Below are 14,828 nucleotides of genomic sequence, written 5' to 3'. Positions count from 1 at the left end.
TGAAGATAGGTGTCTTCCATGGCCGTCAGGGGCGGACAAATTTGGCGTTTCCGACAGCCCGCGGTTTGGGCGCCGCGCTTTGCGTGGACGCAGGAGCCTGGACCGGCACAGCCGACCGCGTTGCGGCGCGGACACTGGACTCGCATGCGATCCCGTCGCCGTCAGGGTCGTTGCGTTTGTGGTATCCAAGCTGTCCCTCGCGCATCGGCCCAAGACCAACGGAGCGCGCCGCGTCGCAACCAGCCAGCGCCACAAGGTGCATCACGGCTTCGGTCCGCTCCAGATCCGAGGTCCGGAGATATACGCCCAGCGCGATCATCCCCGTCGTCAGCGGCAGGGCCAGCACCATCAGCAGAATGCGCAGCGGGGACAGCGCATGTCGGCGCAGGGCATCAGCCTTGCGCTGTCGACGTGCCAAGCGCGGGTCTGGTGCGGGTTCGTTGTATACGGTTGTCTTCAGCTTCATAAGCTTGGCGATACACCAACTATGTGGCAAAGCCGAGGCATCGGAATGACGCAATCCAGCGAGGGCGCCACGTGAACACTCGAAACCCATTTCAACCGGTCGACGAGACTGCACGGGAACTGGCCCTTGATCTCATCGCGCAGGCCCGTTTTGCCGCGCTTGCCGTGGTGCATCCGGACAACGGACTGCCGTCGATCAGCCGCATCGCACTGGCCACCGACAGTGCTGGATGGCCGCTGACCCTGATCTCGGATCTGGCGGAGCACTCACGCGCGTTGGAGGCAAATCCGGCCTGCGCGTTGCTGATCGGCGAGCCCGCTGACAAAGGTGATCCACTGACCCATCCCCGGCTGACCCTGCACTGCACGGCGCGCCCGATCCCACGGGCGACCGAGGAGCATACCGCGCTTCGGGCAAGCTACTTGTCACAGCGTCCGAAGGCCGGACTATATATCGACTTCGCAGATTTCCGTTTTGTGCGTTTCGAGATTGTCGATGGGCTTCTCAATGGCGGGTTCGGCAAAGCGTGGAAGATGACACGCGAAGACCTTTGCCCGCCATCAAATCAGCGAACGACGTGAACTGCGCAACTGGCGTGGCGCACCACATGTGTCGCGGTCGAGCCGAGCAACAGATCCTGCATCCCCGGTCGGTGCGACGCCATGATGATCAGGTCAGGTTTGTTGGTTTCCGCCCAATCCAGAATCGTGCGCCCCGAATGGCCCTCGACCACAACGCCCTTGGCGTTCGGTAGCTTGGCGGCCAGAATGTTCAGCTCATCCTGGATCGCGCGCCGCGCTTCGGTCAGGTATTCGGCCGGCATGTAAGAGATTGCGTAGTCCGGAATATGCTCGACAACATGCAACAGGGTCACTTTGGCATCTGGCGTCGCCAACAGCTTGGCCAGTTTCAGCGGCCCCGACGTGTCACGCTCGGCATCGAAGGAAATCGGGACAAGAATATTGTGATACATGGCTGGCGCCTCCTTGAGTTTCGCGTTCAGATAGCAGTAGCCAAAGTCTTCTGACCTTGATTCAGGTCAGGATCAGTCAAATGTTTCGGCCACGTCGTACATCACCGGCTCGAAGCTTTTGCACAATTCGTTGATCTTGCGGTTGCGCTCGCGCATTTCAGGCGTTCGCAGCATGGCCAGAAAGTCCTCCCGCCGCTCCCACTGCGAATAGTTCGCGATGCGGGTCTGGGCATCGTTGACATGCAGTCCGGCTGCGACAAAACCGGGCTGCTTGGAAATGAAGTTCGCATAGGCGTCGGTCAACGCTTCTAGCAGGTCCTGGCAGGTTCCGGGGGTCATTTCGAAAGTGGTGATAACGGTCTGAACACTGGCGTCTTTTGATATCTTCGGCATCGGTCATCTCCCTTGTCTGACCCAAGCCTAGCACAGGTTATTCAAACGTCCTGCCTTTCGTTGAGCTGGCGCGAAAAAGTTTCCGAAAAATGAACCGAGCGCTAACCTTCCGTTAACCAAGGTTGATGATCCTGCGCAAATGGACCGCCTGATCGCCTTCCTGTGTGCAAGTCTTGTGTTTTCGACTCCGGCCTTGGCCGGGGCATGGCTTCGTGAAGAAGGCGCCTCGTTCACATCGTTGGCCCTGACGGCGTTTTCCGAGCCCGGGAAGCGCATCCGCTTCAAGTCCTCGCTCTATGGGGAATGGGGAATGCGCCCAAATCTGACGCTGGGTTTGGACGCGGAAGAGCATCAAGAACTCTACGGTCACGTCGTGGTGTTTGCGCGCCTACCGGTTGCCGAATTTTCCAACGGTGGGCGTCTGGCGGCCGAGTTGGGTGTCGGCGCGCATCACCGTGAAACCCGCGCATGGGCGATGTACAAGGCAACCCTGTCTTGGGGCAAAGGATTTCAGGCCCGATATGGCAGTGGCTGGCTGGCGGCTGATGCCGCGCTGGAGTACCGAAGCCATGACGCTCTGATCCGAAAACTGGACCTGACAGTGGGTTTGTCGTCGCACCGTCGGGTCAATCCCCTGCTCCAGATCGAAACGTCCTATGTACCTGGCCGCCCGCTCTATTGGAGCGCGCGACCCTCGGCGATGTTTCGATCCGAAAGCGGCCCCAACACCTGGATAATCGGGGTCGAGCGCAACGCCGCCCGGGACAGGCCAGGCCTGAGATTCGCGCTGTGGCGCGAGTTCTGAATGCTGCGCGCCGGCCGCCCCAAAAGCGACCGGCCGACACGGATCAGACCTCGATCCGCATGATCACCGAAACTTCACCACTCAAGGCCTCGGACCAACGCAACTTGATCTGGTCCTGGTTCGTCCCTTGCTGCAACTGAACATAGGGGGCCGAATAGCGCAGAGTTCCAAAGGCGGTTCTCAGCCCGTCCAGCACGACGACGCTGTCACAGCTGCGGGCCTGCCCACCAAAGGGGAATGCACCATCCGAGTCCACCGTCCAGGCAGAGGCCGCCGTATTCTGTTCGTGTCGGACCCGCAGCGGGTTCGCGGTCTTGAGTGTCACGTTGTGATACGTGTTGTCTGCGAACGTGACATTCACATGCCGATCAGGATTCAGATCGGCAAAAGTTGTATCAACCTTGTCCACGCGGTCGATTGACCCGTTCGCCGTTCGGAACTTGTTGCCCGTGACCGTCATTCCGTTCAGGAAATGCCCGACGCCATGCGGGCGCACGACGATATAGGCGAACCACGGGGCAACGTCACTTGAATAGAAGATGTTGTCGGTGATGCTCATGGCGCTGAAGGAATAGCCCGAGGTGTAGTCGGGTTCGGCATCGCGCTCATTGCTCCACTCGATGAAACAGTTGTCGATATAATTGTCGGCGATCGAAGAACTGTTGTAGGCCCCGATCATCACCAAACCCGCATTGCGCACACCGTTCGGCACGCTGTCGCCCTGAAAGAAGTGGTTGCCCAGAACCAGGTTGTTGTCTCCGCCCAGAACCGCGAAGTGGTGGAAACGAACGGCGCGGTTGTGGCGCAGCTTGACGTCGTTGGCATTGGCGTTGATGGCAATCGAACTGCGGTCGGGCACGTCCAGAGACTCTTCACTGGACAGGAACTGGCAACCGTCGATCAACATGCCCTGGCACCCCACCCCGATTGAAGTGATGCCGCGATCCAACGGACGGCTGACAAAGCAGTTCTTCAAAACGAACGTGTTCCCGCCCGGCGACAGGCGGATCGCGCTGCAGCGCCCGTTGCATTGAAACTCGATGTCTTCCATGGCGAATTTCTGGAGCGCACTGAAGCCCGAGAAATCCAACAGGTACTTGAAAGCAACGAACGTGAATGTCTGCGTGCCAGCCGCATCATAGATAGGTGCGTTCAAGGTGATCTCACCGGCACCTTCATCCTTGGACCGAACATAGATCTCACGTCCAACGCCGCTGCCCTGAACCAACGACCCGAGCGGGATATTGGCCACGTTGGCCACACCGGACAACTTGTAAGGATCCGCCGGATCGTATGTTGCGACAGAGGTAAAGGTCTCGGTGTCCCATGAGGCGCTGCTCTTGACGTCGAACTGCCCGTTGCGGATCACGCGGCGAGTGGAGTAGCTGCCGCGATTGGGTACGGCGGCCTGCATGTCGATCGGCTCGGACACCGAGATCTTGCGGCCGCCCAGGTCCAGCGATTCATGATCCGAGTTGTTCAACAGCGCCTGAAACGCCTTTTTGAAGGCCAGGGCTTCATCGCCGAAGGCGGAGATGTAAGTCGGCAGATCGAAATTCTTGGTCAGAAGAAGCATCTTGTCATCAGGCATCGTGACCGTGCCCTCAAAGTCGACCTCCGCGTCCAGCCCAACATCCTGTGCCAGGTGGTAGGTTCCCTGCGGCACATAGATGCGGCGACCTCCCGCGGCTTGGTCTGCCGCCTCGAACGCGGCCGAGTCGTCGGCCACACCATCTCCTAACGCGCCATAGTCCCGCACGTCCACAAGGCTGATCATGTCGCGCAAGAAGATCCCGGTGACATCGGTAATTTCGATATCATCGATCCGAACGAGCGCGCCGTTTGCCCCCTCGATATCGAGGCCGAAATGCCCGTATAGCGCCGAAATGCCCCAAGGCATGTCCACGCCCGGCCGCTGTCCAATCCCGACGATGGCGGTGACCTCGTGCACCACGCCATAGGCCGACAGCTGAATGGCCGGGCCCTGTTCGGTCAGTCCGGAAAGGTGCACGTCGCCGGCCCCTCCGGCCCATCCAGCGATCCGGACCTGCGGCAATGGCCCGCTGATCGCTTTGACCCGCGCCTTGATCTGCAAATAGCAGCCCGACAGAAGCGGCGTCTGCCCCATGTACCGCAGTTGCTGCGTGGGTTTGACCTTCAGTATCTCAAGACAACCGCCAAACTCCGCATCTGCAGGCACGAACACTCCCGTTCCCGATCCGTCATAGGTCGGTGAGCCCGGAGTGCCGTCGCCGCTGGACCACACATCCAGACCATTCGCGAATTGCGGCGGCGTGAAAACGATTCCGTCGGTGATTGCCTTGTTCATTGAATACCCTTTCCCAAACGCGCCCACTCTTCAGGCTATGGCGCATGCCAGATTTCGGATCCGGAAGCCGCCCGGACACGCTGGTCTGAGTATCGAAAAGGGATTAACCGTCGCTCATATCATCGTGACGGTGGGTGTTGCGTCAGGCGGATGGGTCGGAGTTGCCAAGCAGCTGCACCCCGTTGATCTTCCAGCCGTTTTCCAGCTGGACCATCTGATAGTCCAGGATGTGGACCCGGCCGTTCGCATCCACCACCATCACTTTCTGCCACCAGAACCCGGAAATCTGCCGCAATTCCAGAAATCGGATCTCAGCCGGGCGCCAGACCATTGGATAGCCGTTGCGCACCATCGCGCCAAAATTCTCGGGCGTGCGGAACATTGTCTGGATGTTGGGGCTGGCGAAGGTGAAGGCCGTGGCGAAGTCATCGGCCTTGAAGGCTTCAATCTGCGCCGCGATATTGGCTTCGATGTCGCCACTTTGGGCAACTGCGGCTGTTGCCAGACCGGCGCTCAGGGAAACTGCAAGCAAAAGTTGACGCATGGGGCCACCTCCTGCCGGAAAGGTAGCCCCATGCAGTATCGGGTCAAATCAGACCAGGTCTCCGGCCAAAGCCTTGTCGATCAGTGCAATCGTTTCGGGGACGCCATAAAGGGCGATGAACCCGCCGAACCGAGGGCCTTGGCTGGCGCCCAACAACACCTCGTAAAGGGCTGTGAACCAGCCGCGCATCGGGTCAAAGCGCTCGCGGCCGATGGAATAGACCACCGATTGCAAAGCTTCGTCCTCGACCGGACCGTCATAGGCTTCAAGCGCCGACTTCAGGGCCTCAAGCGCCTCGCGCTCTTGCTCCGTCGGCGCCCGATGCTTGCGGGTCGGTTTCACGAAGTCGTTGAAGTAGCGCACTGCAAAACCGGCGGCCTTGTCGAGGTCCGGGTGGCTTTCGGCCGTGGCTTCGGGCGCATAGCGGCGGATGAAGCCCCACAGAGTCTCCTTGTCCTCGGCACCTGAAACCGACGCGAGGTTCAGCAGCATTGCAAAGGGCACGATCAAAGTCGATTCCGGCACGTCACCGCCGTGAATGTGCCAGACCGGATTGTTCAACTGAGCCTTCAGGTCCTGCCCGGGGTAGGCACGCAACTGCTGATGGTATTCATCATACGCCTTGGGGATGACGTCAAAATGCATCCGCTTTGCCGTCTTCGGCTTTTGATACATGAAATAGGCCAGACTCTCGGTCGGCGCATAGGTCAGCCACTCGTCGATCGACACTCCGTTTCCGGACGACTTCGAGATTTTCTGCCCGTTTTCATCAAGGAACAGCTCATACGAGAAATGCTCGGGCGCACGGCCACCCAGCGCGCGGCAGATCGCGTCATAGATCTTTTCGTTGGTCGCATGTTCCTTGCCATACATCTCGAAGTCGACGCCCAACGCCGCCCAGCGCGCCCCGAAATCCGGCTTCCACTGCAACTTCACATTGCCGCCGGTCACGGGCAGCGTCCACTCCTTGCCATCTTCATCATCGAAGGTGACGGTGTAGGTCTCGGCGCACACCTTTTTCATCGGCACATAAAGGACCCGACCCGTTTCCGGATGGATCGGCAGGAAGATCGAATAGGTCTGCTGACGCTCCTCGCGCAGGCTTTTCAGCATGATGGCCATGATGTCGTCATATCGTTCGACTGCACGCTTCAGGATTTCGTCGAACTGACCCGAACGATAAAAGTCGCGCGCCGAATAGAACTCGTATTCGAACCCGAACGTATCAAGGAACCGACGCAGCATGGCGTTGTTGTGTTCACCAAAGCTGGGATACTCGCCGAACGGGTCAGGAACCGAAGTCAGCGGCTGCTGCAGATAGGCTTCAAGGGCCTCGGGGTTCGGCACGTTGCTGGGAACCTTGCGCATCCCGTCCAGATCATCCGAAAAGCAGATCAGCTTGGTGGGAATGTCCGACAGGGCCTCGAAGGCGCGCTTGACCATCGTGGTCCGTGCCACCTCACCGAAAGTGCCGATATGCGGCAGGCCCGACGGGCCATATCCCGTTTCGAACAGAACGAAGCCCTTCTCCGGTGGAGACTTCTGATAGCGTTTGAGCAACCGGCGCGCCTCTTCGAAAGGCCAGGCCTTTGACGTCATGGCGGTTTCACGCAGTTCAGACATTTCGTTCGTTCTCCATCGGGAAATCAGCGACGGTCGCTCAATGCGACCGACCGGCATCTCCTATTGTGCAGATGCAGCGTGAGTCAATGACCGCAGGCGAGAAACGCCGCCCCTGCTACGATTTCAGACGGTTGCTCGTGACCAGGAACACGGCCTGACCCGCTTGCAGATCAACCAATTGCAAACAACCAGGATTGGCTGCAATAAAATCGCAGACGGCCTGCTTCACCGAGGCTTTCCCCTCGTCATCATGCCAGTTCCAGTCATCGAAGATAAGAAAACCACCGGTTTTCAGCTTGCCTAGGTACGACAATATATCCGCCTGAACACCGTCATAGTAGTGGTCGCCGTCAACGTAGACAAAATCCAGGCTTTCGTCGGGCACCGCGGATGCCGCTTCCGCGGATCTCTTCCGAACAAAGATCTTTTCGCCAGGCAAATGTGCCAGTCTAGACTGCGCCCGCTCAAAAATTTCGTCCATGTCGCCCTGATTTTGCGCGACTTTCCCCCCATACATCCTGTTCGGGAATTGCGGCATGAACTCGTAGGGATCAATCAGGTAATACTTCGCGATGCTGCCCGTACTCAGAACCATCTCCGAAAAATCGCCCATCCAGACGCCGATTTCAGCGCCCGCGGAATTGGTAGTCGTATAGTGAGTCAAAAACTGCCTTGGGTCCGTCGGCGTCTTTCCAAAGAGTTTCCTGATTTTTCTGCTGCTCAATGACATTCGTTCAACCGTTTCCGTCAGATCTGTTGTTCAGGGTGAATTGGCCCCTGCGCGGACCAACTACGAAACACATACCACGTTGTGACCGATGGGCGGCAAACGCGCAACTCTGCTGGTAAACGTTCGCCGTACTTGCAATTCCAGACTACGGTCGCCGGCGAAACAAGGTGTTGAACCCGCGGGCCCTGCCCCATATCGTGCGCGATCAAAGACAGCCAAGCAGGACGTTCCCATGACCCAACCCGTTTCCCACCCGATGTCGCCGCAGGATTGCCTTGTGGCGATCATGGTGGCCGTCTCAGCCTCGGACGAGAACATCCGCACCGTCGAACTGGTCAAGATCGAGACAGCCGTGAATATGCTGCCTGTGTTTGCCGACTACGATATCGACCGTATGCGCCGGGTTTCGCAGATCGTGTTTGATCTGTTCGAGCAGGAAGATGGTCTGGACGCACTGTTTGGTCTGATCCGGGACAACCTGCCTGAGCGGTTGAACGAAACGGCCTATGCTCTGGCCTGCGATGTCGCCGCCGCCGACGGCTCGCTGGCCGAAACCGAACTGCGGCTGCTGGAAGAGATCCGGTATGAGTTGGAGATCGATCGGCTGCACGCCGCAGCGATCGAGCGCGGCGCACGGGCGCGTCACACCGTCTGATCGGATTCAGCTGCCATAAAGCGCGCCCCAGCGCTCGATGAGGGCCTGCTGCAGTTTGCGAGACCTGCGATTCCAGCTGCGCGCGCCTTCAGGGCGTTCGCGGCTTTCACGCGCGATGGTCGCCCGATGCGGAAGATCGGCAGTGAATATCGCAAAGGCCAACTCGGATCCTTCGGCGGTGGTCAGATACCCGCCCAAGCCAGATACAAAGTTCAGGGTTCCGGTCTTGGCGTCGACCTTGATCGGGTGCCCTTGGATCCGCTGGCCTTTGGCGTCGGTCAGGGTAAACGGCTTCAACAGATGTCGCAGCGTTTCATGTTGCTGAGCGGCCACCAGAACTTTGACCAGGCCAGACGGCACCATTCGCGAAGCATCGCCCAACCCCGAATGATCCACCATAGCAATACCGGACGCGCCATAGGTCTGAGCCGACCAGCGATTCATCTCATCCGCGGACTCTGCCAGTGTTTGCGGCCGCCTACCCCGCGCGACGGTCGCAGCCAGCCCCACCATCTCGGCCGTGAGGTTGGTCGAATATTTCAGCATCCCTTTCACTATGCTGGTAAGTTCATCGCTCTGATGCGTGACCAGAACGGTGCCGCTGGGGGCCTCGCGTGTGACTTGAACCCGCCCCAGGACGATGCCGTTCACCCGGGCCAGAGTGCGGAACACATCCCCGGCATACAAACCCGGTTTGCGCACGGGCAACCACCTGGCGCCACCATTACCCAGCGCGCCCTTGGCAACTGTCCAGCGGTCCTGCCGCGCGCTGGGTTGATAGCTGTAGACCGGAAGGTTGCGATTTTCGATCCGCATCGCGGCCATGTCCACCGACGGCGTATAACTGGCACTGCGTGCGTCCATGGTCACGTCATAGCTGGACCCTTGGCGTTTCCACTCGAAATGCACACGGTTGAAGTTCAGGGAAATTCCACTGATCGCAGGGCTATAGCCCACATGATCAGGCTGACCGGGGTCTATGCTGAATACATAGGGCAATGCGCCGCTGTACACTTTGAACGCCCCCCGAACCTCGGTCAGTCCGGCCTTGCGCAGGTTGGCGGCCATCGTGGCCAGAGCATCGGTATCCAATACCGGATCGGCGCCTCCGACCAGTATCAGATCACCCTTGAGGATCCCGTTTTCAATCGGACCATCTGCGATCAGCTTTGTTTCGAACCGATGGTCCGGCCCCAGAACGTCCAGCGCGTAAAGCGCGGTCAGGGCTTTGGCGACGCTGGCCGGCGGCAAGCCGCGGGCCCCGCCGAATTCCTCCAGTTGCGCGCCGGTTTTTACGTCTGCCACAGCGAAGACCACTTCGCCGTTCAATCGCGCCGCCTGAATGATGCGTTCGGCACCGCTCAACTCGGCGCCACGGGCAACAGGCCGCAATGAGACAGTTGGCGCCCCGGCAAGACCCGCGGTGGGGATCAGAAGCGAACCGGCGCCGGCCAGAAAGAAACGTCTCGAAATACGATCAGTCATGGGTCAAATAAAATCCCAGAGATCACAGGCAAACAACCATGCACCTGAATTATGTGCCCATCGGGGCTGTTCAGGCAACACCTGTCAGGTCCAGCCGCCTTTGGAGCGTATCTGAGTCGAGCTGACATCGACCATCGGCACGTTCACGAAACACCAGGCCGGCGCATCGGCCCGACCCAAAAGATGCCGCGCCGTTCCGTCAATCCGGTATTTGGCATAGACACGCGCCGCCGGTGACATGCGGGCTGAAATCCGATCTCCGGGGCGCGCCACCACGCCCACAGGAACGGTGTCCATGATCAACCGCCAGTCCTTCCATTTGTGAAACTGGGCCAGGTTGTCAGCCCCCATCAGCCAAACGAACCGAACCTGCGGATAGAGCCGCCGCAATGCAGCAAGTGTGTCAGCCGTGGCGCGGGTGCCGGTCAGATCCTCAATGTCAGTCACCTCAACCTTGGGATGCTGCATGATGGACCGTGCGGCCTCAACTCGCTGATCGATCGGAGCCGGGCCGCGAGACTTCAGCGGGTTCCCCGGCGACACCAACCACCAGACCCGATCCAATCCAAAGGCCTTCATCGCCTCCAGTGTAACGTGCACATGCCCCTGATGCGGTGGATCGAACGATCCCCCGAACAGTCCCACGACCTGACCGGGCCGCGCATATGGTATCGCGCTTCGCAACATCCCCTGCTGTAGTCCAGAACTCGCCGACCTTGTCAATCAACAGGTTGCACAGCATCGCCCAAACCGACCGCCCCCGATCGCACCACTTCGGCACACCAGCCGCCATGCCCACGCACGGCAGAGTACCCCCCGTTGCCCAACGCCTCTTCCATCCTGCTGCAAGGCGCGCAGATAACCGTGATCCGCAAGATGGCGGTGCCGACCTGAACCTCGCGCCCTTTGAGAGCGCCCAGATTGATGCCGGAAACCACCAGATTGCGCCGCAGCACGTCCGGTGCGACCGGACCTTGCCCCAAATAGCTGCCGATCGCGGCAAGATGCTCGTGCTGAACCAGGGTCACCGCACGCTTCCCCGAGCGACCGCGATCGCCCTCAACCCCGTCTTCCCGGATCATGGCCTGACCCAGTGCGATCATATCCAATCGTCGCCCCGGTCTGACGCCGATCCATTCGATCCGCCCGGCCTTGGCCCAACCTGATACCAATTGCGCAAGTTCCGGCATTCCCAGCATCCTTCCCAGTCCGGTCAGGCCGGCGCATAAGGCCAGCCAGAAATTCGCCAAAGCACCAGCTTGCCCCGCCCGTCCCGCTTGGCTATCAAGCGGGTCAACCTGAATTCCCCGACCCAGAGGACGCGACATGGCCGCCTATCAATATGTCTACCACATGCAGGGTGTCTCAAAGACCTATCCCGGTGGCAAGAAGTGCTTTGAAAACATTCACCTGAGCTTTCTGCCCGGCGTAAAGATCGGTGTCGTCGGCGTGAACGGCGCCGGTAAGTCGACCCTGATGAAGATCATGGCCGGCCTCGATACCGATTTCACAGGCGAGGCGTGGGCCGCCGAGGGCGCAAAGGTCGGCTATCTGCCACAGGAACCTCAGTTGGACGAATCCCTGACCGTCCGTGAAAACGTCATGCTGGGCGTGGCCGAGAAAAAGGCCAAGGTCGACCGTTTCAACGAGATCGCGATGGAGATTGCCGAGAACTACTCGGACGAGTTGATGGAAGAGATGACCGCCCTGCAGGACGCGATCGACGCGGAAAACCTGTGGGACCTCGACAGCCAGATCGACGTTTCGATGGAGGCGCTGCGCTGCCCGCCGGACGATGCCAACATCGGCAACCTCTCGGGCGGCGAGAAACGCCGCGTGGCGCTCTGCAAGCTGCTGCTGGAAGCGCCCGACATGCTGCTCTTGGACGAACCGACCAACCACCTGGACGCCGAGACCATCGCCTGGCTGCAACAGCACCTGATCGACTACAAGGGCACGATCCTGATCGTCACGCACGACCGCTACTTCCTGGATGACATCACCGGCTGGATCCTCGAGTTGGACCGCGGCCGTGGCATCCCGTACGAGGGCAACTATTCCTCGTGGCTGGAGCAGAAAGCCAAGCGGCTTGAGCAGGAAGCCCGCGAGGACAAATCCAAGCAGAAGACCCTGCAACGCGAACTGGAATGGATGCGTCAGGGTCAAAAGGCCCGTCAGGCCAAATCCAAGGCCCGGATCAACGCCTACAACGAGTTGGCGGAACAGTCCGAGCGCGAGAAGCTGACCCGAGCCCAGATCGTCATCCCCAACGGCCCGCGCCTGGGCAGCAAGGTGATCGAGGTCAACGGTCTGGCCAAGCATATGGGCGACAAGCAACTGATCGAGAACCTGTCCTTCAGCCTGCCGCCGGGCGGCATCGTCGGTGTGATCGGCCCCAACGGCGCCGGTAAATCGACCCTGTTCAAAATGCTCACCGGCCAGGAAAAACCTGATGCCGGCACCATCGAATACGGCGACACGGTGCAACTGTCCTATGTCGATCAGTCGCGCGACGACCTCAACGACAACGACACCGTGTGGGAGGCGATCACCGGCGGCGCCGAGATCATCCAACTGGGTGACGCGCAGGTCAATTCCCGCGCCTATTGCTCGTCCTTCAACTTCAAGGGCGGCGACCAGCAGAAAAAGGTCTCGCTGCTGTCAGGAGGTGAGCGCAACCGCGTCCACATGGCCCGCCTGCTGAAAGAGGGCGGCAACGTCCTGCTGCTGGACGAACCGACCAACGACCTGGACGTAGAAACCCTGCGCGCGCTGGAAGACGCGCTGGTCGATTTCGCCGGCTGCGCCGTGGTCATCTCGCACGACCGTTTCTTCCTCGACCGGATCTGTACGCACATCCTGGCCTTTGAAGGTGATGCGCATGTCGAATGGTTCGAGGGCAACTTCGAAGACTACGAAGAAGACAAGAAGCGCCGCCTGGGACCGGACGCGTTGGAGCCCAAGCGGTTGAAGCATAAGAAGTTTGCGCGATAACACTCCTGACACATCTCCGGATGGATAGTGTGGGCAGAAATCAGCCCATACTATCAACGGGATGATGGACAGTTGGAAAACGGTATGGCGGAAGCGCTACCCTTGCTTGGTTTCTTTATGATCGCAAGCACTTCGGTGTGGTTGTCTTCGCTGATCTTGGCGTCTGTGTTTCCATTCTTCAACTTCAAGAATGAGTATACCGAGTATCTGTTGAGGGTAAGCGGCGCACCGCCCACCCGTCTTCGTCTGCTTCTGACGGTTTACAGGGCTAACAGCTATTTCTTTAAGATTGATTGGGGGTACGAGTCACCTGCACCGGGTGCACTCAAAACCACTCCAAATCGCAACCTTTTTCGCATGCTCCTCCTGGCATATGCGACCTTGATTTTTTAACGTGTTCCTTTGGGTCGCTGCATTCGCGATTTTCGACATCATCTCGGCACTCATTTAGAAAACGACATCCCGGCATCCGGGTGATTGCTTGTGCCTATCGAGGCTTTCGGGCGTCCGAATGCCATTGAATGGGGTCGACTATCAGACAGGTGACCGATCCTCTTTCTTAGTTGTGCCGCTGCTGGCCCCGCGCCCGTTCGGCCCGCGTAGGGCGCGATAATCTGACAACAAAAAAGCCCGAGGCAGGTTCGAATTCAGTTCGGCGGATTTACGTTCACAACGCCCGTTGACCCCTGAAAGCGCAGCACATTCTGCCCAACCAGCCCTTGCCACATGGCGTTCTCAGTGCCATATGCAAAGAGCTTACGTTTTTCTACTTCGACCTACTGTCTCCGTTTTCGGCGTTCAGTCTATCGATCCAGACAACGACGCCGGGCTGCCGCAATTCCGTGGGCAGCACTAAAAACAGGAGATACGGATATGCCTGCAGGCACCGTAAAATGGTTCAACACCACCAAAGGCTACGGCTTCATCGCACCCGAAGAGGGCGGCAAAGACGTGTTCGTGCACATTTCGTCCGTCGAGCGTTCGGGCCTTACCGGCCTGGCCGACAACCAGAAAGTCACCTACGAACTGCGTTCGGGTCGTGACGGTCGCGAAAGCGCCGACAACATCGAACTGGCCTAAACCAGGTCTCTGGGGGCGACGGATGACCGTCGCCCCCATTTTTTTGCGCGGTTTCTGATCGCGCTTTCCGGCCCCAGTGGGGCAGGAAAACAACATCACTTTCCGGTGAAACCCGCGCGGGAATTGACCGGATCGGCTATTCTGAACAGACTGCTACCCTGTTTTCTTTGTTGATTAGCCGAGTATTGCCATGTTCTCACGCCGCAATTTTCTGATCTCCGCCGCTGCTATCAGCGCCGTGCCTGGCACGGCCCACGCGAAAAAGAAGCCGGTCGAATACGACCCGACCCCGCAATTCGTTCGGATCAAGAAGCAGTTTTTGCCCGGGCAATTGTTGGTCGCGCCACGTTCGTTCTACCTGTATTTCGTGACCGAGCCCCGCAAAGCCATCCGTTATGGCTGTGGCGTCGGCAAGGCCGGGCTGGAATTTACCGGAACTGCGACGATCGACGTGAAAAAGGAATGGCCCACCTGGCGCCCGACCGAAGAGATGATCGAGCGGGACCCCGTTGCCTATGCCAAATTCAAGGACAATGACTATGTCCAGCCCGGTGGAGGAGACAACCCGCTGGGCGCCCGTGCCTTGTATCTGTTTCAGAACGGCGTCGACACGTATTTCCGCATCCATGGAACGACCCAGCCGCAGACCATCGGACGAGCCGTGTCGAACGGGTGCATCAGAATGCTGAATGAGCACGTGATCGACCTGTACAACCGCGTCCCGATCGGAACAGTCGTCACCGTCGTCTAA

Annotated in this window: 17 protein-coding genes; 7 read left to right on the top strand and 10 right to left on the bottom strand. The window is 59.2% G+C overall.

What is annotated here, in order from left to right:
* Window positions 1-25 precede the first annotated feature (25 nt).
* Window positions 26-466, bottom strand: coding sequence for an excalibur calcium-binding domain-containing protein (locus AC2FM5_RS04605; protein ID WP_170342067.1), 441 nt, complete (start codon window positions 464-466; stop codon window positions 26-28).
* A gap of 71 nt (window positions 467-537) precedes the next feature.
* Here AC2FM5_RS04605 and AC2FM5_RS04600 point away from each other — a divergent pair, with 71 nt between their 5' ends.
* Window positions 538-1,047: a HugZ family pyridoxamine 5'-phosphate oxidase gene (locus AC2FM5_RS04600; RefSeq protein ID WP_496734142.1), complete on the top strand. Its 510-nt coding sequence runs from the start codon at window positions 538-540 to the stop codon at window positions 1,045-1,047.
* On the opposite strand, the gene AC2FM5_RS04595 is transcribed toward AC2FM5_RS04600, so the two are convergent.
* Both AC2FM5_RS04595 and AC2FM5_RS04590 read right to left on the bottom strand, forming a co-directional pair.
* Window positions 1,032-1,439, bottom strand: a complete 408-nt coding sequence (locus AC2FM5_RS04595; protein WP_093963399.1) for a universal stress protein — start codon at window positions 1,437-1,439, stop codon at window positions 1,032-1,034. The two genes, AC2FM5_RS04600 and AC2FM5_RS04595, sit on opposite strands and share 16 nt — an antisense overlap.
* A gap of 72 nt (window positions 1,440-1,511) precedes the next feature.
* A complete protein-coding gene (locus AC2FM5_RS04590; RefSeq protein ID WP_093963400.1) occupies window positions 1,512-1,832 on the bottom strand; it encodes an antibiotic biosynthesis monooxygenase family protein in 321 nt (106 codons plus the stop codon).
* 139 nt (window positions 1,833-1,971) lie between these two features.
* Between AC2FM5_RS04590 and AC2FM5_RS04585 the strand changes: the two genes are divergently transcribed.
* Window positions 1,972-2,637: a hypothetical protein gene (locus AC2FM5_RS04585; RefSeq protein WP_496734139.1), complete on the top strand. Its 666-nt coding sequence runs from the start codon at window positions 1,972-1,974 to the stop codon at window positions 2,635-2,637.
* Between the two features lie 43 nt (window positions 2,638-2,680).
* On the opposite strand, the gene AC2FM5_RS04580 is transcribed toward AC2FM5_RS04585, so the two are convergent.
* The 4 genes from AC2FM5_RS04580 to AC2FM5_RS04565 form a co-directional block, all read right to left on the bottom strand.
* Window positions 2,681-4,966, bottom strand: a complete 2,286-nt coding sequence (locus AC2FM5_RS04580) for a glycosyl hydrolase family 28-related protein (RefSeq protein ID WP_496734137.1) — start codon at window positions 4,964-4,966, stop codon at window positions 2,681-2,683.
* 142 nt (window positions 4,967-5,108) lie between these two features.
* A complete protein-coding gene (locus tag AC2FM5_RS04575) occupies window positions 5,109-5,510 on the bottom strand; it encodes a DUF4864 domain-containing protein (RefSeq protein WP_170436180.1) in 402 nt (133 codons plus the stop codon).
* A gap of 48 nt (window positions 5,511-5,558) precedes the next feature.
* Window positions 5,559-7,133 (bottom strand): lysine--tRNA ligase, encoded by a 1,575-nt coding sequence (locus AC2FM5_RS04570; RefSeq protein ID WP_170530034.1) that lies wholly within the window; start codon window positions 7,131-7,133, stop codon window positions 5,559-5,561.
* A gap of 115 nt (window positions 7,134-7,248) precedes the next feature.
* Window positions 7,249-7,863, bottom strand: coding sequence for a class I SAM-dependent methyltransferase (locus tag AC2FM5_RS04565; protein WP_496734134.1), 615 nt, complete (start codon window positions 7,861-7,863; stop codon window positions 7,249-7,251).
* Window positions 7,864-8,095: 232 nt separating this feature from the next.
* On the opposite strand from AC2FM5_RS04565, the gene AC2FM5_RS04560 reads away from it, so the two are divergent.
* On the top strand, window positions 8,096-8,518 hold the full coding sequence (locus AC2FM5_RS04560) for a tellurite resistance TerB family protein (protein ID WP_093963405.1): 423 nt from the start codon (window positions 8,096-8,098) through the stop codon (window positions 8,516-8,518).
* 6 nt (window positions 8,519-8,524) lie between these two features.
* Here AC2FM5_RS04560 and dacB read toward each other — a convergent pair whose 3' ends face one another.
* From dacB to AC2FM5_RS04545, 3 genes are all read right to left on the bottom strand, one after another.
* Window positions 8,525-10,003, bottom strand: a complete 1,479-nt coding sequence (gene dacB / locus AC2FM5_RS04555) for a D-alanyl-D-alanine carboxypeptidase/D-alanyl-D-alanine endopeptidase (protein WP_170436177.1) — start codon at window positions 10,001-10,003, stop codon at window positions 8,525-8,527.
* Window positions 10,004-10,087: 84 nt separating this feature from the next.
* Window positions 10,088-10,690: a nicotinate-nucleotide adenylyltransferase gene (locus AC2FM5_RS04550; protein WP_170460865.1), complete on the bottom strand. Its 603-nt coding sequence runs from the start codon at window positions 10,688-10,690 to the stop codon at window positions 10,088-10,090.
* A 32-nt stretch (window positions 10,691-10,722) separates the two neighbouring features.
* Window positions 10,723-11,193 carry an MOSC domain-containing protein gene (locus tag AC2FM5_RS04545; RefSeq protein ID WP_170365291.1) on the bottom strand — a complete coding sequence of 157 codons (471 nt, stop codon included), beginning with the start codon at window positions 11,191-11,193 and terminating at the stop codon, window positions 10,723-10,725.
* A 136-nt stretch (window positions 11,194-11,329) separates the two neighbouring features.
* On the opposite strand from AC2FM5_RS04545, the gene ettA reads away from it, so the two are divergent.
* The 4 genes from ettA (at window position 11,330) to AC2FM5_RS04525 (ending at window position 14,828) form a co-directional block, all read left to right on the top strand.
* Complete coding sequence (gene ettA / locus AC2FM5_RS04540) at window positions 11,330-12,997, top strand: energy-dependent translational throttle protein EttA (RefSeq protein ID WP_496734131.1); 1,668 nt, start codon at window positions 11,330-11,332, stop codon at window positions 12,995-12,997.
* Window positions 12,998-13,024: 27 nt separating this feature from the next.
* Window positions 13,025-13,390 carry a hypothetical protein gene (locus AC2FM5_RS04535; RefSeq protein WP_496734129.1) on the top strand — a complete coding sequence of 122 codons (366 nt, stop codon included), beginning with the start codon at window positions 13,025-13,027 and terminating at the stop codon, window positions 13,388-13,390.
* A gap of 480 nt (window positions 13,391-13,870) precedes the next feature.
* Complete coding sequence (locus AC2FM5_RS04530; RefSeq protein ID WP_170360243.1) at window positions 13,871-14,077, top strand: cold-shock protein; 207 nt, start codon at window positions 13,871-13,873, stop codon at window positions 14,075-14,077.
* A gap of 190 nt (window positions 14,078-14,267) precedes the next feature.
* Window positions 14,268-14,828 (top strand): L,D-transpeptidase, encoded by a 561-nt coding sequence (locus AC2FM5_RS04525; protein ID WP_496734126.1) that lies wholly within the window; start codon window positions 14,268-14,270, stop codon window positions 14,826-14,828.

It is taken from the genome of Ruegeria sp. BHSA162 (genome assembly GCF_059613385.1).
This window is presented reverse-complemented; position numbering and strand designations above follow the sequence as displayed.

Excerpts from the sequence above, each read along its gene's own strand:
- AC2FM5_RS04605 (WP_170342067.1), bottom strand. The coding sequence starts at position 466 with ATGAAGCTGAAGACAACCGTATACAACGAACCCGCACCAGACCCGCGC.
- AC2FM5_RS04595 (WP_093963399.1), bottom strand. The coding sequence starts at position 1,439 with ATGTATCACAATATTCTTGTCCCGATTTCCTTCGATGCCGAGCGTGAC.
- AC2FM5_RS04590 (WP_093963400.1), bottom strand. The coding sequence starts at position 1,832 with ATGCCGAAGATATCAAAAGACGCCAGTGTTCAGACCGTTATCACCACT.
- AC2FM5_RS04585 (WP_496734139.1), top strand. The coding sequence starts at position 1,972 with ATGGACCGCCTGATCGCCTTCCTGTGTGCAAGTCTTGTGTTTTCGACT.
- AC2FM5_RS04580 (WP_496734137.1), bottom strand. The coding sequence starts at position 4,966 with ATGAACAAGGCAATCACCGACGGAATCGTTTTCACGCCGCCGCAATTC.
- AC2FM5_RS04575 (WP_170436180.1), bottom strand. The coding sequence starts at position 5,510 with ATGCGTCAACTTTTGCTTGCAGTTTCCCTGAGCGCCGGTCTGGCAACA.
- AC2FM5_RS04570 (WP_170530034.1), bottom strand. The coding sequence starts at position 7,133 with ATGTCTGAACTGCGTGAAACCGCCATGACGTCAAAGGCCTGGCCTTTC.
- AC2FM5_RS04565 (WP_496734134.1), bottom strand. The coding sequence starts at position 7,863 with ATGTCATTGAGCAGCAGAAAAATCAGGAAACTCTTTGGAAAGACGCCG.
- AC2FM5_RS04560 (WP_093963405.1), top strand. The coding sequence starts at position 8,096 with ATGACCCAACCCGTTTCCCACCCGATGTCGCCGCAGGATTGCCTTGTG.
- dacB (WP_170436177.1), bottom strand. The coding sequence starts at position 10,003 with ATGACTGATCGTATTTCGAGACGTTTCTTTCTGGCCGGCGCCGGTTCG.
- AC2FM5_RS04550 (WP_170460865.1), bottom strand. The coding sequence starts at position 10,690 with ATGTTGCGAAGCGCGATACCATATGCGCGGCCCGGTCAGGTCGTGGGA.
- AC2FM5_RS04545 (WP_170365291.1), bottom strand. The coding sequence starts at position 11,193 with ATGCCGGAACTTGCGCAATTGGTATCAGGTTGGGCCAAGGCCGGGCGG.
- ettA (WP_496734131.1), top strand. The coding sequence starts at position 11,330 with ATGGCCGCCTATCAATATGTCTACCACATGCAGGGTGTCTCAAAGACC.
- AC2FM5_RS04530 (WP_170360243.1), top strand. The coding sequence starts at position 13,871 with ATGCCTGCAGGCACCGTAAAATGGTTCAACACCACCAAAGGCTACGGC.
- AC2FM5_RS04525 (WP_496734126.1), top strand. The coding sequence starts at position 14,268 with ATGTTCTCACGCCGCAATTTTCTGATCTCCGCCGCTGCTATCAGCGCC.